Origin of the sequence: Arthrobacter sp. SLBN-53 (genome assembly GCF_006715585.1) — a bacterium.
GTDB classification, from domain to species: Bacteria; Actinomycetota; Actinomycetes; order Mycobacteriales; family Mycobacteriaceae; genus Mycobacterium; species Mycobacterium neoaurum_A.
The window spans coordinates 1,401,147-1,427,123 of sequence record NZ_VFNN01000001.1 but is presented as its reverse complement, the minus strand read 5'-3'; the positions used below and the strand labels follow the sequence as shown (position 1 = coordinate 1,427,123).

At 67.6% G+C, this 25,977-nt stretch carries 19 protein-coding genes; 11 read left to right on the top strand and 8 right to left on the bottom strand.

Features of this window, described 5'->3' with window-relative positions:
• The 3 genes from FBY28_RS06705 to FBY28_RS06695 are packed head-to-tail and all read left to right on the top strand — an operon-like array spanning nt 1 to nt 2,606.
• Entirely contained in the window at nt 1–837 is an 837-nt protein-coding gene (locus tag FBY28_RS06705; protein WP_019510458.1) for a carbohydrate ABC transporter permease, read from the top strand.
• Between the two features lie 3 nt (nt 838–840).
• Nucleotides 841–2,013, top strand: a complete 1,173-nt coding sequence (locus tag FBY28_RS06700; protein WP_036461889.1) for an ABC transporter ATP-binding protein — start codon at nt 841–843, stop codon at nt 2,011–2,013.
• Complete coding sequence (locus FBY28_RS06695; protein WP_030136116.1) at nt 2,013–2,606, top strand: suppressor of fused domain protein; 594 nt, start codon at nt 2,013–2,015, stop codon at nt 2,604–2,606. Before FBY28_RS06700 ends, FBY28_RS06695 begins: the two co-directional genes overlap by 1 nt.
• A 65-nt stretch (nt 2,607–2,671) precedes the next feature.
• Here the strand turns inward: FBY28_RS06695 and corA are convergent, their stop codons facing one another.
• Complete coding sequence (gene corA / locus FBY28_RS06690; protein WP_141865318.1) at nt 2,672–3,775, bottom strand: magnesium/cobalt transporter CorA; 1,104 nt, start codon at nt 3,773–3,775, stop codon at nt 2,672–2,674.
• Nucleotides 3,776–3,896: 121 nt separating this feature from the next.
• Between corA and FBY28_RS06685 the strand changes: the two genes are divergently transcribed.
• Together FBY28_RS06685 and FBY28_RS06680 are read left to right on the top strand one after the other, a co-directional pair.
• Nucleotides 3,897–5,066, top strand: a complete 1,170-nt coding sequence (locus tag FBY28_RS06685) for an NAD(P)-dependent malic enzyme (RefSeq protein WP_141865317.1) — start codon at nt 3,897–3,899, stop codon at nt 5,064–5,066.
• Between the two features lie 94 nt (nt 5,067–5,160).
• Nucleotides 5,161–5,913, top strand: a complete 753-nt coding sequence (locus tag FBY28_RS06680) for a glycine betaine ABC transporter substrate-binding protein (RefSeq protein ID WP_216847539.1) — start codon at nt 5,161–5,163, stop codon at nt 5,911–5,913.
• Between the two features lie 3 nt (nt 5,914–5,916).
• Here FBY28_RS06680 and FBY28_RS25975 read toward each other — a convergent pair whose 3' ends face one another.
• Nucleotides 5,917–7,659 (bottom strand): SDR family NAD(P)-dependent oxidoreductase, encoded by a 1,743-nt coding sequence (locus tag FBY28_RS25975; protein ID WP_141865315.1) that lies wholly within the window; start codon nt 7,657–7,659, stop codon nt 5,917–5,919.
• A gap of 126 nt (nt 7,660–7,785) precedes the next feature.
• On the opposite strand from FBY28_RS25975, the gene FBY28_RS06670 reads away from it, so the two are divergent.
• Entirely contained in the window at nt 7,786–8,139 is a 354-nt protein-coding gene (locus FBY28_RS06670) for a DUF732 domain-containing protein (protein ID WP_216847538.1), read from the top strand.
• A gap of 75 nt (nt 8,140–8,214) precedes the next feature.
• Here the strand turns inward: FBY28_RS06670 and FBY28_RS06665 are convergent, their stop codons facing one another.
• Nucleotides 8,215–12,048: a multifunctional oxoglutarate decarboxylase/oxoglutarate dehydrogenase thiamine pyrophosphate-binding subunit/dihydrolipoyllysine-residue succinyltransferase subunit gene (locus tag FBY28_RS06665; RefSeq protein WP_216847537.1), complete on the bottom strand. Its 3,834-nt coding sequence runs from the start codon at nt 12,046–12,048 to the stop codon at nt 8,215–8,217.
• A 119-nt stretch (nt 12,049–12,167) separates the two neighbouring features.
• Complete coding sequence (locus tag FBY28_RS06660; protein ID WP_141865310.1) at nt 12,168–12,917, bottom strand: hypothetical protein; 750 nt, start codon at nt 12,915–12,917, stop codon at nt 12,168–12,170.
• Between the two features lie 216 nt (nt 12,918–13,133).
• Between FBY28_RS06660 and FBY28_RS06655 the strand changes: the two genes are divergently transcribed.
• Nucleotides 13,134–14,381: a multidrug effflux MFS transporter gene (locus FBY28_RS06655; RefSeq protein ID WP_216847536.1), complete on the top strand. Its 1,248-nt coding sequence runs from the start codon at nt 13,134–13,136 to the stop codon at nt 14,379–14,381.
• A gap of 135 nt (nt 14,382–14,516) precedes the next feature.
• On the top strand, nt 14,517–16,367 hold the full coding sequence (locus tag FBY28_RS06650) for an MFS transporter (protein ID WP_141865306.1): 1,851 nt from the start codon (nt 14,517–14,519) through the stop codon (nt 16,365–16,367).
• Nucleotides 16,368–16,381: 14 nt separating this feature from the next.
• On the opposite strand, the gene FBY28_RS06645 is transcribed toward FBY28_RS06650, so the two are convergent.
• Both FBY28_RS06645 and FBY28_RS06640 read right to left on the bottom strand, forming a co-directional pair.
• Nucleotides 16,382–19,816, bottom strand: coding sequence for a TM0106 family RecB-like putative nuclease (locus FBY28_RS06645; RefSeq protein ID WP_141865304.1), 3,435 nt, complete (start codon nt 19,814–19,816; stop codon nt 16,382–16,384).
• A 44-nt stretch (nt 19,817–19,860) separates the two neighbouring features.
• The gene (locus FBY28_RS06640; RefSeq protein ID WP_019510445.1) at nt 19,861–20,415 is read right to left on the bottom strand and encodes an LppP/LprE family lipoprotein; all 555 of its coding nucleotides are present in this window, start codon (nt 20,413–20,415) and stop codon (nt 19,861–19,863) included.
• Between the two features lie 74 nt (nt 20,416–20,489).
• On the opposite strand from FBY28_RS06640, the gene FBY28_RS06635 reads away from it, so the two are divergent.
• The 3 genes from FBY28_RS06635 to FBY28_RS06625 are packed head-to-tail and all read left to right on the top strand — an operon-like array spanning nt 20,490 to nt 24,165.
• A complete protein-coding gene (locus tag FBY28_RS06635; protein ID WP_141865302.1) occupies nt 20,490–22,184 on the top strand; it encodes a DEAD/DEAH box helicase in 1,695 nt (564 codons plus the stop codon).
• Complete coding sequence (locus tag FBY28_RS06630; protein ID WP_141865300.1) at nt 22,181–23,416, top strand: acyltransferase family protein; 1,236 nt, start codon at nt 22,181–22,183, stop codon at nt 23,414–23,416. The genes FBY28_RS06635 and FBY28_RS06630 overlap by 4 nt, the downstream gene beginning before the upstream one ends.
• A 35-nt stretch (nt 23,417–23,451) precedes the next feature.
• Nucleotides 23,452–24,165: a siderophore-interacting protein gene (locus tag FBY28_RS06625; RefSeq protein ID WP_141865299.1), complete on the top strand. Its 714-nt coding sequence runs from the start codon at nt 23,452–23,454 to the stop codon at nt 24,163–24,165.
• Here FBY28_RS06625 and FBY28_RS06620 read toward each other — a convergent pair.
• A complete protein-coding gene (locus FBY28_RS06620; protein WP_216847534.1) occupies nt 24,137–24,724 on the bottom strand; it encodes a TetR/AcrR family transcriptional regulator in 588 nt (195 codons plus the stop codon). The two genes, FBY28_RS06625 and FBY28_RS06620, sit on opposite strands and share 29 nt — an antisense overlap.
• The gene (locus FBY28_RS06615) at nt 24,721–25,971 is read right to left on the bottom strand and encodes a cytochrome P450 (protein WP_141865295.1); all 1,251 of its coding nucleotides are present in this window, start codon (nt 25,969–25,971) and stop codon (nt 24,721–24,723) included. The genes FBY28_RS06620 and FBY28_RS06615 overlap by 4 nt, the downstream gene beginning before the upstream one ends.
• Nucleotides 25,972–25,977 lie beyond the last annotated feature (6 nt).

Here is a 25,977-nt window from a genome sequence, read left to right as displayed (position 1 = left end):
ATGAGCGAGCAGGTGAATGCCCGCCGCGCGACCGGGTGGGCGATCGTCAACGTCATCGTCGTCCTGTACGCACTGATCCCGGTGCTGTGGATCCTGTCGCTGTCGCTCAAGCCGACATCGTCGGTCAAGGACGGCAAGTTCATCCCCGAGCAGATCACCTTCGACAACTATAAGGCGATCTTCGAGGGAAACATCTTCACCTCCGCGCTGGTCAACTCGATCGGTATCGGGTTGATCACCACGCTGATCGCGGTCACCATCGGTGGGATGGCCGCCTACGCGATCGCCCGGTTGGCCTTCCCCGGTAAGAAGCTGCTCGTGGGGGTGGCGTTGCTGATCGCGATGTTCCCGCAGATCTCGCTGGTGACACCGATTTTCAACATCGAGCGCCGGCTGGGGCTGTTCGACACCTGGCCCGGCCTGATCATTCCTTACATCACCTTCGCGCTGCCGCTGGCGATCTACACCATGAGTGCCTTCTTCAAGGAGATCCCATGGGATCTGGAGAAAGCGGCCAAGATGGACGGCGCCACGCCGGGCCAGGCGTTCCGTAAGGTGATCGCGCCGTTGGCCGCGCCTGGCATCGTCACCGCGGCGATTCTGGTGTTCATCTTCGCCTGGAACGATCTGCTGTTGGCGCTGTCGTTGACGGCGACCGAGCGGGCGATCACCGCACCGGTCGCGATCGCGAACTTCACCGGCAGCTCGCAGTTCGAGGAGCCCACCGGCTCCATCGCGGCGGGCGCGATGGTCATCACCATCCCGATCATCATCTTTGTTCTCATCTTTCAGCGACGGATCGTGGCCGGGTTGACCTCCGGCGCGGTGAAGGGGTAAGTCATGGCCGAAATCGTGCTGGAAAACGTGTCGAAGAGTTACGCGGGTGGCGCCACCGCGGTCAAGGACCTGTCGCTGACGATCGCCGACGGTGAGTTCATCATCCTGGTCGGGCCGTCCGGTTGCGGGAAGTCGACCACGCTGAACATGATTGCGGGGCTGGAGGACATCAGTTCCGGGGAACTGCGCATCGGCGGCGAGCGGGTCAACGACAAGGCGCCCAAGGACCGCGATATCGCGATGGTGTTCCAGTCCTACGCGCTGTATCCGCACCTGTCGGTGCGGCAGAACATCGCCTTCCCGCTGACGCTGGCCAAGGTCGGCAAGGACGAGATCAACCGCAAGGTCGAGGAGACCGCCAAGATCCTGGATCTGGCGAACCTGTTGGACCGCAAGCCCGCTCAGCTGTCCGGCGGGCAGCGGCAGCGAGTTGCCATGGGGCGGGCCATCGTCCGTAACCCCAAGGCGTTCCTGATGGACGAGCCGCTGTCGAACCTCGATGCCAAGTTGCGCGTGCAGATGCGGACCGAGATCGCGCGGCTGCAGAGCCGGCTGGGCACCACCACGGTCTACGTCACCCACGATCAGACCGAGGCGATGACGCTCGGTGATCGCGTCGTGGTGATGCTGGCCGGTGTCGCGCAGCAGATCGGCACCCCCGAAGAGCTGTACAACACCCCGGCCAATCTCTTCGTCGCCGGGTTCATCGGCTCGCCGGCGATGAACTTCTTCCCGGCCTCGCTCACCGACGGGGGCATCAAGCTGCCCTTCGGTGAGGTGATGCTCTCCGACGAGGCGCAGCGGGTGTTGGAGCAGCATCCCGCGCCCCGCAACGTCATCGCCGGTATCCGCCCCGAGCATTTCGACGATGCCGCGTTGATCGATACGTACTCGCGCATCCGGGCGGTCACCTTCGAGGTCGATGTCGACCTGGTCGAATCACTGGGCGCCGACAAGTACCTGTACTTCCGCACCGAGGGCTCCGGGGCCAAGTCGGCGCAGCTCGAGCAGCTGGCTGCAGAATCCGGAACCGGTGAGAACGAGTTCGTGGCGCGGGTTTCCGCGGATTCGAAGGTGCGCGCGGGAGGCAAGGCCGAGCTGGCGGTGGACACCTCCAAGCTGCTGATCTTCGACGCCGACTCCGGGGTGAATCTGTCGATCCCGCCGGTGGGCTAGTGACCGACGTTCTGGCCGAGGTGCGCCGGGGGGTGCGCGAGCACTTCGCCGATGCCGGTGTGCTCGGCGATCCCGGCGAGGCCAGCGTGACCTTTCTCGGCGCCGACCGGATCGACATCCTGCGCTTCGGTCCCGATGGTGCCGGCGTCAATCACTATGTGTCGCTCGGCTGTTCGCGATATCCGATGGCCGATCCGACGGATCTGGTCGCCGACGGGGTGCGTGGGCCGCGTGCCGAGGTGATGGTGTCGTTGCGCCCGCCCAGCCCGGTCGGGTTGGCCAAGTCCATCGCCATACTCGCCGCCGCCCCCGCGGTCGAGGGTCTGGTGCTCGAACCCGACGCGCTGATCGATCTGAGCGGCCCGCTGTTCGAGGCCGCGCCGTTCACGGCATTCCTGTTGAGTGCCGGCCCGGTAGCCGATATCGAGCTGGGGGAACCGCTGTCGGCGGTGACCGTGCTGCAGGCCACGCCGATCACCCCCACCGAGGCGGCCTGGGTGCGGCTCAAGGGCGCCGAGGCTATGCGTGAGGCCTGGCGCACCGACGGCGTCGACGTGTTCGACCCGAACCGCCGGGCCTCCGAGCCGTCCTGATTTCGTCGATTTGTGGAGCCGCAGCCGCGACGGTCGCGGCTCAGACTCCACAAATCGCAGGAACACTAGAGCCAGTGGTTGCGGCGGAACTGCCGGTACAGCAGCGTGCAGATGGTCAGCATCGCCAGCAGCACGGCCGGGTAGCCGTAGGTGGCCTTCAGCTCCGGCATGTTCTCGAAGTTCATCCCGTAGATGCCGGCCATCGCGGTGGGCACCGCGGCGATGGCCACCCATGCCGAGATCTTGCGCATGTCGGTGCTCTGCTGCATGCCCACCTTGCCGACGGCGGCCTGCACCAGTGAGCTGAGCACCTCGTCGTAGCTGGCGATGCGATCCGAGGCACTGGTGTTGTGGTCCAGGACATCGCGCATGTAGCGACGGACCTCTTTGGAGATCAGGTCGTTGTGGTCGGAACCCAGTCGCTGCAGGGCCGTCGTCAGCGGACTGACCGCGCGACGCAGCTCGACGATCTCGCGCTTGAGCATGTAGATGTTCTCGATATCGGTCGGCGAGCTGGGGGAGAAGACGTTCTCCTCCATCGCGTCGATATCGGTCTCCACCCGATCGGTCACCTCGAGATAGCCGTCGACGACATGGTCGGCGATCGCGTGCATCACCGCGTACGGGCCGAGCGCGCAACTGGCCGGCGAGTTGTCCATCGTGCGGCGGACCCCGGCCAGCCCGCTGTGGTCGCCATGCCGGACCGTCACGACGAAATCGGTACCCACGAAGATCATGATCTCGCCGGTCTCCACGATCTCGGGGGCGCTGGCCACCGAGTCGTGTTCGACGTAGTTCACCGTCTTGAGCACCAGGAACAGGGTGTCGTCATAGCGCTCCAGCTTCGGGCGCTGATGGGCGTGCACGGCATCCTCGACCGCCAGTTCGTGCAGCCCGAACACGTCGGCGACGGCTTGCATCTGGTGCTCGTCGGGTTCGTGCAGACCGATCCAGACGAACGCCGTGGTTCCGGTGGCCTCGATCTCGCGGACCTTGTCCAGGGCCGCGGCGTGGGTGTACTTGCCGGGCAGGCGGGCGCCGTCGCTGTACACCCCGCAATCGACCATCGCCTGCGAGACCGGCACGTGGATGGTGCGGGCATCCGGCTCGGCGGCGCGGCGCGCCGAAGGGCGCAGCTTGGACGGTGACGGCGTGCGGAACGTCGGCATCGCTACCTCCCAGCATCACAGGACAACCCGGGCAGAATGTTACTCGTCAGTCGCATTTCCAACCTCTCACCAGCGGGGTTGGGGTGCCGGTGAGTTGAACGGATGAAGTAGCGTCGAGCGCATGTCCGAACTGGTGCGAACCCCACAGGTTGTCGTCGACGACGCCGAGATCTTTGCCGCCCACGAGGGTGGAAAGCTCTCGATCGATCTGAAAGCGCCGCTGGATACCCAGCGTGCACTGTCGATCGCCTACACCCCGGGCGTAGCCCAGGTCAGCCGCGCGATCGCCGCCGATGCGACGCTGGCCAAGAAGTACACCTGGGCCAACCGGCTGGTAGCCGTCGTCAGTGATGGCAGCGCCGTGCTGGGCCTCGGCGATATCGGCCCGGCCGCCTCGCTGCCGGTGATGGAGGGTAAGAGCGCGCTGTTCAAGACCTTCGGCGGCCTGGACTCGATCCCGATCGTGCTGGATACCAAGGACCCCGACGAGATCGTCGAGACGTTGATCCGGCTGCGCCCGACGTTCGGGGCGGTCAACCTGGAGGACATCTCGGCGCCGCGCTGCTTCGAGATCGAGCGCCGTGTCATCGAGGCGCTGGACTGCCCGGTCATGCACGACGACCAGCACGGCACCGCGATCGTGGTGCTCGCCGCCCTGCTCGGTGCGGTCAAGATCCTCGATCGGGAGATCACCGACCTCAAGGTCGTGGTGTCCGGGGCCGGCGCCGCCGGCGTGGCCTGCACCAACATCCTGCTCAACAGCGGGATCAGCGACATCATCGTGCTGGACAGCAAGGGCATCGTCGAAAGCGGTCGCTCCGACCTGAACTCGTTCAAGGCCGAGCTGGCACAGCGCACCAACCCGCGTGGACTCACCGGCGGGGTCGCCGAGGCACTCGACGGCGCCGACGTGTTCCTCGGTGTGTCGGCCGGGCTGGTCCCCGAGGAGTTCATCGCCACCATGGCGCCGGGCTGCATCGTGTTCGCGCTGTCCAACCCCGACCCCGAGATCCACCCCGACGCGGCCCGTAAGTACGCCGCGGTGGTCGCGACCGGTCGCAGTGACTTCCCGAATCAGATCAACAATGTGCTGGCCTTCCCCGGCGTGTTCCGCGGTGCCCTGGACGCGGGCGCCCGCCGTATCACCGAGGAGATGAAAGTGGCCGCCGCGCATGCGATCTTCTCCGTCGTCGGGGACGACCTCGCCGTCGACCACATCGTGCCGAGCGCGCTGGATCCGCGGGTCGGTCCCGCGGTCGCCGAGGCCGTGGCCGCAGCCTCCGGGGTCTGAGATCGGTTCGGCGATCCGGTATCTGGCAGTCGCGCTGATCGCACTGCTGGTCGCCGGTTGCGGTGGGCAGACGCCGCCGCCACCTTCGGTGGCGGTGGGGGCCGGCGCCGATGCCGAATCGGCTCTGCTTGCCCATCTCTATGTCGCCGCGCTCGGCTATTACGGCAGCGCAGCGCATGTCAAGGATGTCCCGGACCCGTTGGGCGCGTTGGACTCCGGGGATGTCGACGTGGTGCCGGCCTTCACCGGCCGGGCGCTACACCGGTTCGCCCCCGACGTGCCGGCCCGCTCGGCGGCACAGGTGTACCGCGCGATGGTCGGAGCGCTACCGGAGGGGCTCGGTGCCGGTGACTACACCGAAAGCGCCTCGGACAAGCCGACTGTGGCCGTGACCGGGCGGACTGCCGCGGATTGGGCGGCCACCGACGTGCTGGCATTGGTCGGTCGGTGCGCGGAACTGGAACCCGGTGCGGTGCGCGGCGCCCAGGTGCCCACCGCGTTGGGCGCCTGCACGCTGCCTGCGCCGCGCGAGTTCGCCGATGCTGCGGCGATGCAGGCCGCCCTGCGCAGCGGCCGGATCAACCTGGCCTGGACGACGGCTGCCGCACCGGATCAACCAGCGGACCTGAGCGTGCTGTCCGACCGCACGGCGCTGATCCGGGCCGAGAACATCGTCCCGGTGTTCCGGCGCAACGGGTTGACCCAGACTCAGCAGCGTTCGGTCAACGAACTGGCCGGTGTCCTCGATACCGACGCGCTGGCCCAGATGCGGGCCGAGGTCGCCGCCGGTGGCGAGCCCGGCGCCGTGGCGGGTGCCTGGCTGGGCACCCACCCGCTGGGGCATTAGCGCCTACTTGGGGATCAGGCCCTTGGCGACCGACGAGAACAGCTTCTGATAGCCGCCGGAGCCGGTGATCCTGATCAGCACGTCCAGGATCTTGGCGTCGGCGCCGACGAGCACCCGGGCCCGGTCCTTGCGGACCGCTTCCAAGATGATCTGGGCGGCCTTCTCCGGGCTGGTGCGGGCAAGCTTGGTGTCGAAGGCCTTGGCCATCTCGGCGACGTCGATCCCCTCGGCCGCGGTGGCGTTGCGCGCAATAGCGGTCTTGATGCCGCCGGGGTGCACGCAGGTCACCTGGACCGGGTGCTTGTTGATCGCCATCTCTTGGCGCAGCGCCTCGGTGAAACCGCGCACCGCGAACTTGGCCGAGTTGTAGGCCGCCTGGCCGGGCACCGCGAACAGGCCGAAGACGCTGGAGACGTTCACGACGTGCCCGTCACCGGAGGCGATCAGGTGCGGTAGGAACGCCTTGGTGCCGTTGACGACACCCCAGAAGTCGACGTCCATGACGCGTTCGATGTCCTTGAAGGAACTGACCTCGATATCGCCCTGGTAGGCGATGCCCGCGTTGTTGTAGATCTGGTTGACCTTGCCGAAGTGTTCCTTGACGGCATCGGCGTAGAGCTCGAAGGCCTCGCGCTCGGTGACGTCGAGGCGGTCGGCCTTCACCGGGGCGCCGATGGCCTTGAGCCGCTCCTCGGTGACGGCCAGGCCCTCGGTGTCGACATCGCTGATCGCCAGCTTGGCGCCCGAGCGGCCCAGCTCGACGGCCAACGCCTGCCCGATTCCCGACCCGGCTCCCGTGACGACGGCAACTTTTCCGGCGAAGCCCTCCATGCACGCACTCCTCTGCGATCGACTGTCTATGCGATTGTGTCCGACCTTAGCCGTTACCGGCGGTACCGAGCCCGACAGGGTCGGTCCGTTCGCCACGAAAGCGGTGACGAGGTCGGCGAACTCGTCGGCCCGCTCGATCTGCGGCATGTGCCCGGTCTCGGTGAACAGGTGGACCTGGGCGTCGGGGAACTGGCGCCGAGCCGCGGCCAGATGCGCCGCGGGAAGGATGCGGTCACGGTCACCCCAGATCAGCAGGGTGGGCCGGGGATGCGCGGCGACGGTGGCCAGCAACTGGGTTCGCCACTGCGGCCGGACGCCGCGCATGGTCCCGAGGTGGTTGGCCATCTCGAGCAGGAACTCTCCGGTGCCGGGCTGGGCGGCGATGCTCAGCGCATGGTCGATGCGTTCGCGGGTGGCCAGGGACGGGTCGGCGAACAGTTGCCGTTCCATCAGCCGGGCGCCGGCCGGAGTGCTGCGGGTGGCGAGGTAGCGCCCGATGCCGGGAAGAGAGAGCATCCGCAGCAGCGCAGTGACCTCGGCGCCGAAACCGGCGCTGTTGACCAGGGTGAGGCTGGCGACGCGGTCCGGGTGCGAGGCCAACAGTTGCATGGCCACCGCACCGCCGAGCGAGTTGCCGACGACATGGCACGGCCGGTCCTCGTCGAGCGCGGCCAGTGCCCCGGCCACCCCGTCGGCCACGGTGGCCAGGTCGGCGGGGCCGTCGCGACGTGCGGACCGGCCGAATCCGGGCAGGTCGATCGCGATCACGTAGAAGCGCCCGGACAAGCGCTCGATCTGCTCGGTCCAGTCCTCCAGGCTGCGGCCGATACCGTGCAGCAACAGCAGCGGGGTGTCGGCTCGATCACCGGCGGTCAGGGCGCGGACGGTGCGGCCATCGACGTTCACGACGTGCATCCGATCATGATGTGATGACTGTTACCCGTTGACCAGGGGCAAAGCGCACCCGATCGTGGTCCATGCGGTGCATTCTGTGCGACCCGGCTGTAATGATCCGGCGTCCGGCAGCGATTCTCCACCATGATGCGTTTGCGATTGGCGGCTGCCGCCGCTGCCGCCCTGTCCGTCGGTCTGCTGGCCGCAGCCCCCGCCCAGGCGGACCCGGCGGGCGACTTCCTCAACACCCTCGACGGCACCGGGCTGAGCACCCTCAACCCGGCCGATGCCGTGGCTGCCGGGCAGTCCGTCTGCCCGATGTTGGCCGACGGCGGCCAGAACCTGGCCGATGTCGCCGGCCGGGTGTCCGAGACCATCGGCCGCCCGATCGGGCCCGCCACGATGTTCACCGGGTTCGCCATCTCGGCGTTCTGCCCGGGCGCGGTCACCTCGATCGCCAATGGTGAGTCGCCCGTCCCGCTGGGGCTGCTGGGCTTCTAGCGCCGCGAGCGTGCACGAACTGCGCCCCGACACCGGAGTGTCGGGGCGCAGACACGCACGCTCGGCGGGATCAGGTCAGGGCGCGAACGCCTCGTCGAGGATCTCCTGCTGCTCGACGGCATGGACCTTCGACGACCCGGACGACGGCGCGCTCATCGCACGCCGTGAGATCCGCTTGATGCCGGTCAGCTTCTCGGGCAACAACTCCGGCAGGGACAGCCCGAAGGTCGGCCACGCACCCTGGTTGGCCGGCTCCTCCTGCACCCAGAAGTACTGCTCGACATTCGGGTACTCATCCAACGTCGCGTTGAGCCGGCGCCGGGGCAGCGGGTAGAGCTGCTCGATACGCACGATGGCGATATCGTCGCGCTTCTCCTTGGCCTTGCGCGCGACCAGCTCGTAGTAGATCTTGCCGCTGGTCAGCAGCACGCGCTTGACCTTCGACCGGTCGCCGTCGCCGTCCTCGTAAGTGGGCTCCTCGAGCACCGAGCGGAACTTGATCTCGGTGAAATCGCGGACCTCGGAGACCGCGGCCTTGTTGCGCAGCATCGACTTCGGGGTGAAGACGATCAGCGGGCGATGGATGCCGTCGAGCGCGTGGCGGCGCAACAGGTGGAAATAGTTGGCCGGCGTGGACGGCACCGCGACGGTCATCGACCCCTCGGCGCACACCTGCAGGAACCGCTCGATCCGCCCCGAGGTGTGGTCGGGGCCCTGGCCCTCGTGGCCGTGCGGCAGCAGCAGCACGACGTCGGAGAGCTGACCCCACTTGGCCTCACCGGAGGAGATGAACTCGTCGATGATGGACTGGGCGCCGTTGACGAAGTCGCCGAACTGGGCCTCCCACAACACGATCGCCTCGGGGTTGCCCACCGAGTAGCCGTACTCGAAGCCGACGGCCGCGAACTCCGACAGCGCCGAGTCGTACACCTCGAGCCGGCCACCGTTGGGGTTGCCGTCGGCGTCGGTGGTCAGCAGATCGATGGGGGTGAACTCCGCACCGGTCTTGCGGTCGATGATCACCGCGTGCCGCTGGGTGAAGGTGCCGCGGCGCACGTCCTGACCGGTCAGCCGAACCGTCTTGCCTTCGGAGACAAGCGATCCGATGGCCAGCAGTTCGCCGAACGCCCAGTCGACCTTGCCCTCGTAGGCCATCTCGCGACGCTTGTCGAGCACCGGCTGCACCCGCGGGTGCACGTTGAAGCCCTCCGGTACGGCCAGGTGGGCGTCGCCGATGCGGGCCAGCACGGACTTGTCGACGGCGGTGTTCAGCCCCTTGGGCGTCTGCTGGTCGGCCTCCACCGATTCGCTCGGCTCGATCTCGTGCTTCTCCAGCTCACGGACCTCGTTGAACACCCGCTCCAGTTGGCCCTGGTAGTCGCGCAGCGCGTCCTCGGCCTCCTTCATCGAGATGTCACCACGGCCGATCAGTGCTTCGGTGTAGGACTTGCGGACACCGCGCTTGGTGTCGATGACGTCGTACATCCCTGGCTGGGTCATCGACGGGTCGTCACCCTCGTTGTGGCCGCGGCGGCGGTAACACAACATGTCGATGACGACGTCCTTGTTGAACTTCTGGCGGAAGTCCATGGCCAGCTTGGCCACCCACACACACGCCTCGGGATCATCGCCGTTGACGTGGAAGATCGGCGCGCCGACCATCTTGGCCACGTCGGTGCAGTACTCGCTGGAGCGCGAGTCGTGCGGCGAGGTGGTGAAACCGATCTGGTTGTTGACGATGATGTGGATGGTGCCGCCGGTGCGGTACCCGCGCAGCAGCGCCAGGTTCAGCGTCTCGGCGACCACACCCTGGCCTGCGAAGGCGGCATCGCCGTGCAACATCATCGGCACCACCGAGAACGCCGGATGCTCGTTGCCGGCCTCGAAGTCGATCATGTCCTGCTTGGCCCGGACCAGACCCTCCAGGACCGGGTCGACGGCCTCCAGGTGGCTCGGGTTGGCGACCAGCGAGACGGCGATATCGTTGTCGCCGAACATCTGCAGGTAGGTGCCGGTGGCACCGAGGTGGTACTTCACGTCACCGGAACCGTGGGCCTGGCTCGGGTTCAGGTTGCCCTCGAACTCGCTGAAGATCTGGCTGTAGGGCTTGCCGACGATATTGGCCAGCACGTTGAGCCTGCCGCGGTGCGGCATGCCGATGACGACCTCGTCGAGACCGTGCTCGGCCGCCTGGTCGATCGCGGCATCCATCATCGGGATGACGGTCTCCGCACCCTCCAGCGAGAAACGCTTCTGCCCGACGTATTTGGTCTGCAGGAACGTCTCGAAGGCCTCTGCGGCGTTGAGCTTGCTCAGAATGTACTTCTGCTCGGCGACCGTGGGCTTGTCGTGCTTGGTCTCCACGCGCTCCTGGATCCAGCGCTGCTGCTCGGGTTCCAGGATGTGGGTGTACTCGACCCCGACGTGGCGGCAGTAGGCGTCGCGCAGCACCGAGAGCACATCGCGCAGCTTCTTGTACTCGGCCCCGGCGAACCCGTCGACCTTGAACTCACGGTCGAGGTCCCACAGCGTGAGGCCGTGGGTCAGCACGTCGAGGTCGGGGTGGCTGCGGAAACGCGTCTTGTCCAGCCGCAGCGGGTCGATATCGGCCATCAGATGCCCGCGGTTGCGGTAGGCCGCGATCAACTCGATGATCCGGGCGTTCTTGTCGAAGATCGAGTCCGGGTTGTCGGTGCGCCACCGGACCGGCTCGTAGGGGATGCCGAGTTCGCGGAAGATCTCGTCGTAGAACTCGTCGTCGAGCAGCAGGGTGTGCACGGTGCGCAGGAAGTCGCCGGATTCCGCACCCTGGATGATGCGGTGGTCGTAGGTCGACGTGAGCGTGATCAGCTTGCCCACACCCAGTTCGGCGATGCGCTCCTGGGAGGCGCCCTGGAATTCGGCGGGGTACTCCATGGCTCCCGCGCCGATGATGGCGCCCTGGCCGCGCATCAGCCGCGGCACCGAGTGCACCGTGCCGATGGTGCCGGGGTTGGTCAGCGAGATGGTGACACCGCTGAAGTCCTCGGCGGTGAGCTTGCCGTCGCGGGCGCGCCGGACGATGTCCTCGTAGGCGGCGATGAACTGCCCGAAGGCCATCGTCTCGCACTTCTTGATGGCGGCGACCACCAGCGTGCGGTTGCCGTCCTTGCCGGGCAGGTCGATGGCCAGGCCGAGATTCGTGTGGGCCGGGGTGACAACATTCGGCTTGCCGTCGACCTCGGCGAAGTGCCGGTTCATGTTCGGGAACTTCTTGACCGCCTGCACGATGGCGTAGCCGAGAAGGTGGGTGAAGCTGATCTTGCCGCCGCGGGTGCGCTTGAGGTGGTTGTTGATGACCACGCGGTTGTCGATCATCGCCTTGGCCGGAATGGCCCGCACGCTGGTGGCGGTGGGCACCTCCAGCGAGAAGTTCATGTTCTTGACGACGGCGGCGGCCGCACCGCGCAGGACGGCGGTCTGGTCATCGGTGACCGGCGCGGCAGTGGGTGTCTTGGGCTTGGCCGGTTCGGCCTTCGCCGCGGGCTTTTCTGCCGGCTTCTGGGTGGGCTTCGATTCGGGCTTGGTGTCCGACTCGGTGTCCGACTTGGTGTCCGACTTGGCCGCGGACTTGGTGGGCTTGTCGGCCGAGGCAGCCGGCTTGGCGGGAGCGGAGCCGTTGGAGGAGGGGGCGGCGGTCGTGTTGGTGGTGGTCTTGTTGGTGGTGGTCGGGGCAGGCGCTGCGCTCTTGGCGGGCTCGCTGCTCCCGTCGACCGGTTCCGGCGCGTAGTCCACGAGGAACTCGTGCCAACTCGAATCCACCGACGAAGGATCCTCGCGGAACTTGCGATACATCTCTTCGACGAGCCACTCATTTTGTCCGAAGGGTGAAGGTGCACTGCTCACAGCAGCTTTTCGCCTCGATTCCATCTGCTCACGGCAGGCGTCGTGCTACGCCACCCGCCCCCTGGATATGTGCGGTTTACCCGCGTTTTGCCGCCCTAAAGGCTACGCCTCGGAGCAAACCCCCACCATGAGAGTGGGACTTGTCACTCAGAGTTAGCCGCGGGAAGTAGGTGCAGTGCCGATGGCCAGCGCGCGGGCGGTTTTCCGAACGCCAGCCGGGCGTTGCCGACGATCTTCTTGCCCATCAGCCGGTTGCCCATGCCGCCGACGACGGCACCGACCCCGACGGGGAGCAGCTTGCCGAACGCCAGCGCCCCGCGCTTGAGCGCGTACTTCTTGACGAAGTACTTGACCAGTCGGTTGTTCAGCTGGGACACCACAGGCAGCGGCAGCGTCGCCGCACCGTCGGAGATCCACGCCCCGCTGGTGCGTCCACCACCGACGAGGTCGGCGACCGCACCCTTGCCGTCCTCGCCGACCAGCACCGAGAGAACCAACGCGCGCCGGCGCTCGCGGTGATCGGCGGGAATACCGTGTACCTCGGCGACCGCCAGCACGAACACCGCGGTCGCCTCGAGGAAGACCACCGTCTCACCGGCCACCGCCGACAGCGCGGCCAACGTGCCGATACCGGGGAACGCAGCGGCCGACCCGACCGCGGCGCCGGAGGCCATCACCGCGGCCAGGTAGTGCTTCTCGCACGCGGTGATGATCTCCGCCGGGGTGGCGTCGGGACGCTGGCTGCGCAGCCGTTGCACATAGGCGGTGACCGCCGGCCCCTGCAGACGGTTGCTGCGCTCCAGGATCTGGGACAGCGCCTTGGCGGCGGCGCTGGGGTCTTCGTCGACGCGGTCGCGGGTGGCTGGCAGGTTCTTGCTGGAGCGGGCGTTCATCGGCGCACTTCCCTTCGCATCCTCGGGTCATTCCCGCGGTGCCTGTTAAATACCCAGGCTAACGTGCGTTCAACGTCTGAGATGGCGCTCTGGTGCCCGGCGCGCCCGCGACCGTCAACCGGGCCGCCTCGGTGGTGAGTGGTTGGGCAGTCGTGGTGATCGGGAAGAAAAAACCGATGTGCGTTGCTGTCCCTACCCGTGACACCATCGCCGACCGTGACAACCGAGACCCGAACGGATGGTGCGCCGAACCGGCTGCGGATGATCGCGGTGCTCGGACTGATGGTGGCGCTCGGGCCGCTGACCATCGACATGTACCTGCCCGCGCTGCCGCGGATCGCACAGGACCTCACGGTGTCCTCCTCGATGGTGCAGCTCACCCTCACCGGCACGTTGGCGGGGCTGGCCCTCGGCCAGTTGGTCATCGGCCCGCTGTCGGATTCGTTGGGCCGTCGGTTGCCGCTGATGGCGGGCATCGCGATCCATATCGTGGCCTCACTGGTCTGTCTGTTCGCCCCGAATATCGCAGTGCTCGGCGCCGGCCGCGTGCTGCAGGGTTTCGGTGCGGCCGCAGCCTCGGTGGTGGCGGTCGCGGTGGTGGGTGACCTGTACGTCGACAATGTCGCGGCGACGGTGATGTCGCGGTTGATCCTGGTGCTCGGGGTGGCACCGGTGATCGCGCCGTCGCTCGGTGCGGCGGTGCTGCTGCACGCCTCCTGGCATTGGGTTTTCGCGGTGCTGGTCGTACTGGCCGCCGCGCTCTTGCTGCTGGCGGCACTCGCCCTGCCCGAAACCCTGCCCGTCAGCCACCGGCGTCCGCTACAGGTGCGCGGGATCGCGCGCACCTACGCCGGCCTCCTGCGCGACCCGCGCTTCGTGACGCTGGTCGCCGTCGCGGGGTTGAGCATGGCCGGGCTGTTCGGCTACATCTCGGCGGCGCCCTTCGTCCTGCAGGGTGACTACGGGCTGAATCAACAGATGTTCGCGCTGGTGTTCGCGGGCGGGGCGGTCGTCCTGATCGGCTCCACCCAGTTCAATGTCGTGCTGCTGCGCCGGTTCGCCCCGCAGCAGATCATGGTCGCCGCCCTCGGTGTGTCGGTCGTGGCGGGGGTCGTGTTCATCGCGCTGGCGTTCACCGGTGTGGCCGGCCTGACCGGATTCCTGGTACCCGTCATGGTGATCCTCGGGGCGATGGGGCTGGTGCTGCCCAACGCGCCGGCGGTCGCGTTGTCGCGGCACTCCGAAGCTGCGGGCACCTCGGCGGCGTTGCTGGGTGCCGCCCAGTTCGGTATCGGCGCGGCCGTCGCCCCCTTGGTCGGGGTGCTCGGCAACAGTGAATTCAGCCTCGCCCTGGTGATGTTGGTGGGATCGGGCGTCGCGCTGGTCGGCCTGTTGACCGTCGGCGCGCCGGCCCGGCAGGACGGATCGGCGTCGTCGGCCGAGATCGCGACCGATACGGTCTGACCGAGGATCTCGAGGATCCCACCCGACTTGTCGGGAAACGGGCCGAACCGTACCGTCGGTCCGGTCGCCACACCCCCCGATGACGAGTAGATGTTCGAGAATCCCACTGATCGCCGATCACCCTCGGCCTCCCGGATGACCGGGCAGGCCCGTCCTGCCAACCCGTGGCATGCCCTGTGGGCGATGCTGGTCGGCTTCTTCATGATCCTGGTCGACTCCACGATCGTCGCGATCGCGAACAAACCGATCATGGACGCGCTGGGCACCGACTACGACGGCGTCATCTGGGTTACCAGCGCCTACCTGCTGGCCTACGCCGTCCCGCTGCTGGTGGCCGGGCGCCTTGGCGACCGGTTCGGGCCCAAGAACCTCTATCTGATCGGCCTCGGCGTGTTCACCGCCGCATCGCTGTGGTGCGGGTTGGCCGGGTCCATCGAGATGTTGATCGCGGCCCGCGTCGTGCAGGGTCTTGGTGCGGCGCTGCTGACCCCGCAGACCCTGTCCACGATCACCCGGCTGTTCCCGGCCGCGCGCCGCGGCGTCGCGATGAGCGTGTGGGGCGCCACGGCCGGGGTGGCGACCCTGGTGGGGCCGATCGCCGGCGGGGTGCTCATCGACGGCCTGGGCTGGCAGTGGATCTTCTTCGTCAACGTGCCCATCGGCATCATCGGTATCGGGCTGGCCATGTGGCTGGTTCCCTCGCTGCCCACCGAGCGGCACGATTTCGATCTGCTCGGGGTGGCGCTGTCCGGGCTGGCGATGTTCTTCATCGTCTTCGGTCTGCAGGAGGGACAGTCCCACGATTGGGCACCATGGATCTGGGCGACGATGGCCCTCGGCTGCGCCTTCCTGGTGGGCTTCGTCTATTGGCAGTCGGTGAACCCGCGGGAACCGCTGATCCCGCTGCGCATCTTCGCCGACCGCGATTTCACCCTCTCTACCGTCGGTGTCGCCGTCATCAGCTTCACCGTCACCGCGATGATCCTGCCGGTGATGTTCTACGCCCCGGTGGTCCTCGGGTTGTCCTACACCCGCTCGGCCCTGCTGACGGCGCCGATGGCGATCGCTTCGGGTGCGCTGGCCCCGTTCGTCGGCCGCATGGTCGACCGCAAGCCGCCGACGCCGATCATCGGCTTCGGGTTCTCGCTGCTGGCCATCGGGCTGACCTGGTTGTCGTTCGAGATGACGCCGTCCACCGCGATCTGGCGGTTGCTGCTCCCGCTGACGGTCATGGGTGTCGGCATGGCGTTCGTCTGGTCACCGTTGGCCGCGACCGCCACCCGCAATCTGCCGCCAGAATCGGCCGGTGCGGGGTCGGGGGTCTACAACAGCACCCGTCAGGTCGGCGCGGTGCTCGGCAGCGCCGCGATGGCGGCCTTCATGACCAGCCGGATCGGAGCCGATCTGGGCGGCGGCGGGCAACCGGTCTCCGGCGAGGGCCCGGCCCCGGATCTGCCGTCCTTCCTGGAAGCGCCGTTCTCGGCGGCGCTGGCCCAGTCGCTGCTGCTGCCGGCGTTCATCGCGTTGTTCGGGGTGGTGGGGGCGATCTTCCTGCGCGGCGGGGACCGCGGCGACGTGGTGCCCGACCATCCGCTCGCGGCGACGCCGCTGGCCGACCAACATTCCCTCGGCGAGGACTGGGCCGATGGGGACCACTATGACGATTACGACGACGACTACGCCGACGACGAATACATGGAGTGGTCGGTGTCGGGTCCGCACGCCGACATGCAGCACCACATGCCCACCGATGTCGTGCCTGCCGTCACTCACGAGTTCGCCGACGAGTTCGTCGACGATGTTGTCGCGGGCGATGACTCGGTGACCGATCAGCTGAGCCTGCGGCACGGCGACACCGGGGAGGTGGCATCGGGCGGACCGCTGGGCGCACACCGCGTCGATGACTCCTGGTCGGCACCGGCCGAGGACTGGTCGAGCCTGTCGGTGGCGCGCCCCGCGCGGGGCAGGCACTCCCGCGGGGACTGACCCGTAGCGGGTGGCTACACCGGATCGGTGAGCGCCAGGAAGGCGCCCAGTTCGATCAGTCCGGCCGGGGTGGCGGGAAGGTAGTCGGTCAGCGTCGCCGAGCGCACGATCACCGCGGCGTACTTGGCTCGGCTGATCGCGACGTTGAGGCGGTTGCGGTTGAGCAGGAACGACACTCCGCGCGGGACGTCATCGGCCGAGGAGGCCGTCATCGAGACGAACACCAGCGCCGCCTGACGGCCCTGGAACTTGTCGACCGTGCCCACCTCGACCTCGTCGAGCCCCGCCGCGTCGAGCCTGCGGCGAAGCGTCACCACCTGGGCGTTGTACGGGGTCACCACCAGGACGTGGTGCTGATCCAATGCGGCGGTGCCCTTTTCGTCGGTCCACTCACTGCCCAGCCTGGACGTGATCTCGGCGATGATCGCGTCGGCCTCCTCCGGGCTGTCGGTGGAGTTGCCGGTGTGCTCGACGGTCAGCACATGCACCCCGGGTTGCACGCCGGCCAGCCTGCGGGCCCCGCTCACCTCCGCCATGGCCTGCAACCGCCCGTCGTAGGACAACCGTGACACCGGACGGCACACCGCCGGGTGCATCCGGAAGGAGCGGTCCAGGAAGTAGCCGCGCTCCTCGGGCAGGGTAGCGTGGCCGTCCACCAACCAGCCCAGCGCCGATCCGTCGACCGGCTCGGGGTGGGTGCCCTGGCTGACCTGCGGTAGCTGCTGCGGGTCGCCGAGCAGCAGCAGGGTGCGCGCCGCCGAGGCGACGGCGATGGTGTTGGCCAGGCTGTACTGGCCGGCCTCCTCGATGACCAGCAGGTCGAGGGCGGAACGCGGTATCCGCGCAGGATTCGCGAAATCCCATGCGGTGCCGCCGATGACACACCCGGGCGTCTCGGCGATGAACGCCGGATAGTCCTTCTCGGCGATCTCGCGCCACGGGCGGTCCGGGCTCTTCTTCTTGCCCACCCGCTCGGCGTCCACACCGGCATCGATGACCCCGCCCAGCAGGTTCTCCACCACGGCATGGGACTGGGCGACCACGCCGATCCGCCAGCCGTGCTCGTCGACCAAGCGGGCGATCACCGCCGCCGAGGTGTAGGTCTTGCCGGTTCCTGGTGGGCCGTGCACGGCCAGATAGGAGGAGTCGAGATCCAGCAGCGCCGCGGTGATATCGGCGCAGACGTCCTCGGTGCGGGGGAGCGGGCCGCCGCTGCGGGTGCGCGGCGGGCGGCGCAACAGGATGTCGGTGACGGCGGTCGCGGGCAAGGTGGGCAGCCCGGTGGCCACCGTCGCCGCGGTGTCCGCGATCGACTCCTGCAGCGGTTTGGTGTTGATGGGCCCGGGCGGGGTGAGAGCGAACGGCAGCCGGTCGAACGGCGCGCTGTGCTTTTCGACCACGACGACCGCCGTCGGCGCCTCCGGGTTGTCGCACTCGGTGACGACGACGTTGCCGAAGGCGCGCCGGTCGGGGTCCTCGGACAACCCGGCCGGCGACGGCGGGTCGTACAGGGCGAACATCTCTCGGCACAGCTCACCGTTGGCGAGTTCACCGGTGAGCCGGATGTGCCGCTGCGGCTTGCGTGCTCGCGGCGGGGTGTGCCAGTCGGCGATGATCTCGGCCGTCTCGGCGACGAACACGTCGCTGTTGTCCGCCCATTCGTCGACCGGGTTGTTGACCCGGTCGAAATGCGACCACCAGAACGGTTTGTCCTCGCGTTTGTGATAGCCGCGGGCCGCGGCGACCATGGCCACCGCGGTCTGCTCGGCGCTGCGCTCGCTCGTGTTGTCTCCGGCGAACTTCAGCAGTGCGCGGTCGGTACCGTCGATGACCGTGACGGCGGCCTGGGTGCCGTCCCGGGATCCAGCCCGAGAGCCGTTGTCGCGCACCGGTTGCGGGCCGCGCGGGGGGACCGCGGATTCGATGGCGCGGGCCACCAACCAGTCGCGTAGCCGTCGTGTCGAGCGGCAGTCGTAGCGGTTGTAGTCCTCGATCTGTTTGAGCACGATCTCGGCGTCGGCGGTGCGCCCGTCGGCGTTCAGGGCGCAGAACTTCGCGTACTGGGTGATCGAGTCGGTGGCGGTGGTGACCTCACCATCACGCAGTTCGTTGCCCATGTAGAGCGGTTCCAGGTACTTGATGCTGTAGCTCTCCGTGCCGACCCGAATGCTCTTGCGCACCAACGGGTACAGATCGACGAGAACCCCGTTGCGCAGCAGGTCGTCGATATCGTCCTCGCCGACTCCGTAGCGACCGGCCAGCCGCAGCAGCGTGCTCTTCTCATATGCCGCGTAGTGGTAGATGTGCATGTTCGGATAGCGCTTGCGCCGCTTGCGGACCATGGCCAGGAAGTCCTGCAACGCCTGCTTTTCGGCCGCCCGGTCATGCGCCCACAATGGGGTGAACTCATCGCTGACGGTCAGCACACCCCACAGGTATTCCAGACCCCAGTCGACACCGTTGCGGGTCCACAGCGGGTCGCCCTCGAAGTCGAAGAACAGGTCACCCTTGTCGGCGTCGGGCAGCACCATCAGCGGTTGGGCATCGACGATCTCATAGGGCGGCTTACCGTCGGTGCGCTCGGCGATCTGCAACCGGGCCTGCGCGGTCAGCGCGGTGACCGCCCGTGCCGACAGTTCGGGAACCGGGCCCTGATGGCCTGCCAACTCGTGCACGGTGGTGATCCCTGCGTCCAGCAGCCGGGCTCGCTGGCTGACCCGCATCCCGGCGACCAGCAGCAGGTCGTCACTGTCCTTGACCTGCACGCTGCACTCGGGGCAGCGGAAGCAGGCGCGCACCCCCGGGTCGGCCCAGGACACCGGTCGGCCGCCGGCCAGATGCTCGTCGAGCAGCCGTTCCAGCGCGGCGCGGCGCGGTCGGTACACCGGCAACAGCTCGTCGACGCGATAGGTGGCCACCGCGCCGTCGCCGAGCAGCAGGTCGATCTCGTCGGCGACCGGGACACCGGCGGTGGCCAGGGTGTCGGCGTAGGCGGCCAACTGCAACAGCGCCTCGACCTTCACCGAGCGGGCCAGTTTGGTATCGCGCAGCCGGTAGCGCCCGCCGTGGGGGCCGGCCTGCAGGGTGAGAAAGTCGGCGAAACCGGCGAACCGGCCGTCGAACATGGCGGCCTGATAGATCGCCGGTGCGCGGCGTTCGATGGCGTCCATGGTCTGGGCGGCGGCCGCGGTGAGCCCGGCGACCGTGTAGCGCGGCCGTCCGATCACGGTGACCTCGACATCCTCGCGCAGCGCCTCGAGGTGACGCTGTTCGTGATCGTCGCCCAGACCGGCGGTGCGCGCGAGCAGCTCGTCGTCACCGGAAATCTTCGGGCCGCGACCTAGGTGCGCATCGAAGGAGCGCAGCAGCGCGTATTCACACCGGGCGGCCGCCGCGAGGTCGGAGGCGCTGTAGACCACGAGGCCTTCGGTCTCGCGGTCGGTGAACACGCGTCCAGGCTAGGTGACGCCGCCGACACCGATCCGGAGGCGAGTCAGCCGGTATTGCCGATCAGTTCGACACCGGCGCCGTTCCACCGGAACCGCACCACACTGTTCACTCCGGGCACGCCACCGGTGAACATCAGCGCCACGGTGTCCCCGGTGCTGGCGGTGGTGTCGATATCGTTGAACCCGTAGGTGTCGGGCACGCCGGTGGGGATGAACTTTCCGAGGTGGAACATCACCGCACGGGTGTTGGCGTTCTGGGCATTGGTGTTGGCCTTGACGATCACCGCCGACAGCTGGGCGCACTCGTTGTAGTTGCCCGCCAACGGTTCCGCGCTCCACGGCTGATTGCTGCGCGGGTCACGCGGCAGCTCGGACACCGCGCGGACGACCTCGGGGGCGGCCAGGTTCACCGCACACGGGTCGGCGGCCGGGGTGGGTTCCGGCGGTGGTGGCGGCGGGGCGGCCGTGACCGTCGCACTGGCCGGTGCCGACACCGGCGCCGGTGCGTCCGGGGTCTTGGACACCGTGGAATCGCTGGACCCGCAACCCGCCAGTAAGAGGGCGGCTGCCAGTACCAGTGCACCGTTGGCAGTCGTCATCACAACACCGCACCGTACCGGTGTGCCACGTCTGGTCGGGGGTGGCGACGCGCACACATTAGACTGCTCGTGAAATGACCTCGATCGATGAACCCAGCCCCGCCGCCGAACTGACCTTCGCTGACCTGCAGATTCACCCGTCTGTCCTGCAGGCCGTCACGGAGGTCGGCTACGAGTCGCCTTCGGCGATCCAGGCGGCCACCATCCCGCCGATGCTGGCGGGCTCCGATGTCGTCGGCCTTGCGCAGACCGGAACAGGGAAGACGGCGGCCTTCGCCATCCCGATCCTGTCCAAGATCGACGTCGCCAGCCGTCACACCCAGGCCCTGGTCCTGGCCCCGACGCGGGAACTGGCGCTGCAGGTCGCCGAGGCTTTCGGGCGCTACGGTGCACACCTGTCGGTCAACGTGCTGCCCGTGTACGGCGGCTCGTCCTACGGGCCGCAGCTGTCCGGTCTCAAGCGGGGTGCGCAGGTGGTCGTCGGCACGCCGGGTCGCGTCATCGACCACCTGGAGAAGGGCAGCCTGGACCTCTCGCATCTGGATTACCTGGTGCTCGACGAGGCCGACGAGATGCTGCAGATGGGCTTCGCCGAGGATGTCGAACGCATCCTGGCCGACACCCCCGAGTACAAGCAGGTCGCGCTGTTCTCGGCGACCATGCCGCCGGCAATCAAGAAGATCACCTCCAAGTACCTGCACGATCCGGTCGAGGTCACCGTCAAGGCGAAGACGCAGACCGCCGAGAACATCACCCAGCGCTACCTGCAGGTGTCCTACCCGCGCAAGATGGATGCGCTGACGCGGCTTCTCGAGGTCGAAGAGGGCGACGCGATGATCGTGTTCGTCCGCACCAAGCAGGCCACCGAAGAGGTCGCCGAGAAGCTGCGTGCCCGTGGTTTCGCCGCGGCCGCCATCAACGGCGACATCGCGCAGGCCCAGCGTGAGCGCACCATCGCCTCGCTCAAGAGCGGTGCCATCGACATCCTGGTCGCCACCGATGTCGCCGCCCGCGGCCTGGATGTCGAACGCATCAGCCACGTGGTCAACTACGACATTCCGCACGACCCGGAGTCCTATGTGCACCGCATCGGGCGTACCGGTCGCGCCGGGCGGTCGGGCAACGCCATGTTGTTCGTGACGCCGCGCGAACGGCACCTGCTCAGTTCGATCGAACGCGTCACCCGCCAGAAGCTCGTCGAGATCCAGCTTCCGTCGGTGGACGATGTCAACGCCCAGCGTGTCCAGAAGTTCCGCGACTCGATCAGCGAATCGCTCAACTCGCCGGGCATCGATCTGTTCCGCCGCCTCATCGAGGACTACGAGCGTGACAACGATGTGCCGTTGGCCGATATCGCCGCGGCGCTGGCGCTGTTGTCCCGTGACGGCGAAGCGTTCCTGATGACCGAGCCGCCGCCGGAGAAGCGCAAGGAGCGCCCCGACCGCGACGATCGGGGTGCCCGCGAGGACCGCCCGCGCAAGAAGCACAGCACCCGCACCGATCTGGCGACCTACCGCATCGCGGTGGGCAAGCGGCACAAGGTGGCGCCCGGCGCTATCGTCGGTGCGATCGCCAACGAGGGTGGGCTGAACCGCAGCGATTTCGGTCATATCGCCATTCGGGTCGACCACTCGCTGGTGGAGCTGCCGGCCAAGTTGCCGCGTGAGGTGTACAAGAAGTTGGAGAACACCCGGATCCAGGGTGTGCTGATCAACCTGCAACCCGACCGCGGGAGCGGCACCAGCAAGCCCCGCCGCAAGGACTCGTGACGTCGCAGCGCGACGCCCAGGGCGGTTTGGAGTCGGTCTCGGCCGCCGGTCGGGTCGACGCGCTGACCGGTGTGCGCGCGGTCGCCGCACTGTTGGTGGTGCTGACGCACGCGGCGTACACCACCGGAAAATACCCGCAGGGGTTCATCGGGTCGTTCTGGTCGCGCGCCGAGATCGGTGTGCCGATCTTCTTCGTGCTGTCGGGTTTTCTGCTGTTCCGCCCGTGGGTGCGCGCGTCCGCTGCCGGGCTTCCGTCCCCGTCGGTCCGGCGTTATGCCTGGCACCGGGTGCGCCGCATCATGCCCGCCTATGTGGTGACCGTGCTGGTGGCCTACGCGGTGTATCACTTCCGCGAGGCCGGGCCCAACCCCGGACACACCTGGGAAGGGTTGCTGCGCAACCTGACTCTGACCCAGATCTACACCGACAACTATCTGTATTCGTATCTGCACCAGGGCATGACGCAGATGTGGAGCCTGGCCGTCGAGGTGGCCTTCTATCTGGTGTTGCCGGTGCTGGCCTGGCTGCTGCTGGTGGTGGTGTGCCGGCGACGGTGGCGACCGGGTCTGCTGCTGACCGGGTTGGGCGTGCTGTTCGCGATCAGCCCGGCGTGGCTGTGGTTGGTGCACAGCACCGATTTCCTGCCCGACGCCGCACCGCTGTGGTTGCCGACTTATCTGGCCTGGTTCGTCGGCGGCATGCTGTTGGCGGTGTGGGAGGCCACCGGTGTTCGCGCATACGCGATGCTGTGCCTGCCGCTGGCGGCGGTCTGTTATCTGATCGCCGCCACGCCGTTGGCCGGTGCGCCGACCACCTCGCCGGCGTTGCTGAGCGAGGCGGTGGTGAAGACAGTGTTCTACATGGCGATCGCCACGCTGGTGGTCGCGCCTTTGGCGCTAACGGGGTCGGCGCCTTTGGCGCTAACGGGGTCGGCGCCTTTGGCGCTAACGGGGTCGGCGCCTTTGGCGCTGACGGAATCGGCGCCGGGTCAGACCGGCTGGTACTACCGGGCGATGGCGAGTCGGCCGATGGTGTTCCTCGGTGAGATCTCCTATGAGATCTTCCTGATCCATCTCATCCTGATGGAGCTGGTGATGGTCGAGGTGCTGCGCTTCCCGATCTACACCGGCTCGATGTGGGCGCTGTTCTTCGGCACCATGGTGGCCACCGTCCCGTTGGCCTGGTTGTTGCACCGGCTGACGCGGGTGCGAGAACACCCGAAGGAAAATTAGGCTACCCTTACCTAAGCATCGACTTAGGAGGGCTCATGATCGATCTGAAGCCGTCACGCGGTATCGAGGGCGTGCTGGTCAAGCTGTGGCGCGGCGGGGACTACGAACTGACCGTCACCGGTCGCACCGATATCACCGACAACTTCCTGCGGTTGCACTTCTCCGCACCCGAACTGCTGAGCGAGCAGTCCATCCACCCCACGATGTGGGTGCGCGGCTGGTTTCCCGACGGGGCGCGTTCCCATCAACGTGGTTACACCCTGGTCAACCCGGACCCCGAAAAGGGCACCGTCGATATCGATTTCGCCATGCACGACGGTGTCGCCACCCGGTGGGCGCGTCATGCGGTGGTCGGTGACACGCTCGAGGTGACGGTGCTGGGCAGTGATTTCGCCGTCCCGGAACCGGCCCCCGCGGGATACATCATCGTCGGCGATGCCGCGTCACTGCCCGCGATCAACTCGCTGCTCGCGGCCATCGGTGACGCACCGGCGCAGATCTTCCTCGAGTCGTCCCATGACGATGACCGCGAGATTCCCACCGGGAGGGCCGATGTCACCTGGGTCGACCGGGTCGACGGCGGTGCCGAGTTGGTGCGGGCCGTCGCCGAGGCGGCCTTCGACGCTCCGGACCACTTCGGCTGGGTGGCCTGCGACAACCGCACCACCAGGGCGGTGGCCAAGGTGCTGCGCGAGGACTACAAGATCCCGCGCAAATCGGTCAAAGCACGCGCGTACTGGGCTGCGTGAGGAACTCGCCGACCGTCGGGGCGACGAACGTTTCCAACATGGCGCGTTCGTCGGCGTCGTCGTGGCCGGGGAACTGCAGCAGTGAGATCAGCACCCGCACCAGCCAGCGGGCGCGCAGTGTGACGCCGGGTTGATCATCGCCCATCGACGTCAGGAAGGCCTCGGCCAGCGCCCTGATCACCTCGGAGCGTTCGGCCATCTCACCGCCGATCGGGCGGGCCGAGTGAGCGAACCATGACGCCAGCGCCGGGCTGTCCCGCACGCGGTGCAATGCGCCCAGCGCGCCCTCGACCAACCGCTGCCGTGGGTCGGTGATCGTGGCGAGTTGTGCGCCGATCTCACCGAACAGTCGATGCGTCTCGCGGTGCACATAGGCGGTGTAGAGGGCATCGCGGCTCTCGAAGTAGCGATACAGCGTGGCGCGCGAACACCCTGCGGCGCGGGCGATCTCGTTCATTCCCACTTTGGCCGCGTCGTGCTGGGCGAACAGTTCCTCGGCGGCATCGAGAATGCGTTCGGCGGCGGCCCCGGTCCGCCGGGCGGCCAGCCAATCGCTCATCGGCATACGGTGAACGGTACCGACAGTGGCCGCCGCACATAGCTGCCACCGGCCCACGTCACCTTGTCCAGGTCGACCTCGAAATCCGGTATCCGAAGCAGCAATTCCTGCAGCGCGACCCGCGACTGCATCCTGGCGGCCGCGGCCCCCAGGCAGTGGTGCGCACCATGGCTGAAGGTCAGGATGTTGCGTGGCCTGCGCCGGACATCGAGTTGCTCGGCGTCGGAACCATATTGGCGTTCGTCGTGATTGCCCGAACCGTAGAGCAGCAACACCTTGCGGCCAGCGGGAATCGTGGTGTCGCCCACCGTGGCATCGCAGGTCGTGGTGCGTGCCAACCCCTGTACCGGTGAGGTCAGCCGGAGGAACTCGTCGACCGCATCGTCGATGAGGTCCGGATGTTCGACGAGTAGCCGGCGTTGGTCGGGGTATCGGTGCAGCAGTTGCACCGAGCCGCCCAGCATTCCGGTCGTGGTGTCGTTCCCGCCGGTGACCATGGTGAAGGTGAACGCCAGGATGGACAGCACCCCGGCGATGTCCCCGTCGGCACCAACGCCGGCGGCCACCAGGTGTGACACGGTGTCATCGGCCGGTTCGGCGCGCCGCTTCTCGATCAGTGCGGTGAAGTAGGCCATCATGGCGCCCAGCGCGTCGCCGAGGCTTTCCAGCGCGCCGCCGATGCCCCCGTCGGCGGTGTTGGCGGCGACGATCGCGTCGGTCCAGCCGTCGAACTGACCGCGGTCCTCGTCGGGCACCCCGAGGTAATGGGCGACGACCATCGACGGCAGCGGTTTGAACAACTCGGCGACGATGTCGCCGCCGCCATCGGCGCGCAACCTCTCGATGCGGTCGACGACGAACTCGCGCACCTTGGGCTCCACCGCCTCCACCTGCCGCGGGGTGAAGCCGCGTGCCACCAACTTGCGAAATTCGGTGTGCACCGGTGGATCCTGCATGACCATCGGCGGATTGTCGGTCAGCCCGATCATCTCCAGCTCGCCGTAGTTGACCGTCAGCCCCTGGGCCGAGGAGAAGGTGCGGTGATCGCGGGCGGCGGCCCAGATGTCGGCATGCCGGGACAGCACGTAGTAGTCGTGGTCGGAGTAGTCGTGGCTGGGGTGATCGGCGCGGACATGGTGTACCGGATCGTGGTCACGCAGGGCCCGGTACATCGGCCACGGATCGGGCCAGGTCTCGGCGGTCGCCAGCTGAAACACCGCATCGTCGTGAGACATTTGAGCCGTCATGTCTCA

Bases quoted from the DNA above. Each gene is read 5' to 3' on its own strand.
- FBY28_RS06705 (WP_019510458.1), top strand. From the start codon at position 1: ATGAGCGAGCAGGTGAATGCCCGCCGCGCGACCGGGTGGGCGATCGTC.
- FBY28_RS06700 (WP_036461889.1), top strand. From the start codon at position 841: ATGGCCGAAATCGTGCTGGAAAACGTGTCGAAGAGTTACGCGGGTGGC.
- corA (WP_141865318.1), bottom strand. From the start codon at position 3,775: ATGCCGACGTTCCGCACGCCGTCACCGTCCAAGCTGCGCCCTTCGGCG.
- FBY28_RS06685 (WP_141865317.1), top strand. From the start codon at position 3,897: ATGTCCGAACTGGTGCGAACCCCACAGGTTGTCGTCGACGACGCCGAG.
- FBY28_RS25975 (WP_141865315.1), bottom strand. From the start codon at position 7,659: ATGCACGTCGTGAACGTCGATGGCCGCACCGTCCGCGCCCTGACCGCC.
- FBY28_RS06670 (WP_216847538.1), top strand. From the start codon at position 7,786: ATGCGTTTGCGATTGGCGGCTGCCGCCGCTGCCGCCCTGTCCGTCGGT.
- FBY28_RS06665 (WP_216847537.1), bottom strand. From the start codon at position 12,048: ATGGAATCGAGGCGAAAAGCTGCTGTGAGCAGTGCACCTTCACCCTTC.
- FBY28_RS06660 (WP_141865310.1), bottom strand. From the start codon at position 12,917: ATGAACGCCCGCTCCAGCAAGAACCTGCCAGCCACCCGCGACCGCGTC.
- FBY28_RS06650 (WP_141865306.1), top strand. From the start codon at position 14,517: ATGACCGGGCAGGCCCGTCCTGCCAACCCGTGGCATGCCCTGTGGGCG.
- FBY28_RS06640 (WP_019510445.1), bottom strand. From the start codon at position 20,415: ATGACGACTGCCAACGGTGCACTGGTACTGGCAGCCGCCCTCTTACTG.
- FBY28_RS06635 (WP_141865302.1), top strand. From the start codon at position 20,490: ATGACCTCGATCGATGAACCCAGCCCCGCCGCCGAACTGACCTTCGCT.
- FBY28_RS06625 (WP_141865299.1), top strand. From the start codon at position 23,452: ATGATCGATCTGAAGCCGTCACGCGGTATCGAGGGCGTGCTGGTCAAG.
- FBY28_RS06620 (WP_216847534.1), bottom strand. From the start codon at position 24,724: ATGAGCGATTGGCTGGCCGCCCGGCGGACCGGGGCCGCCGCCGAACGC.
- FBY28_RS06615 (WP_141865295.1), bottom strand. From the start codon at position 25,971: ATGACGGCTCAAATGTCTCACGACGATGCGGTGTTTCAGCTGGCGACC.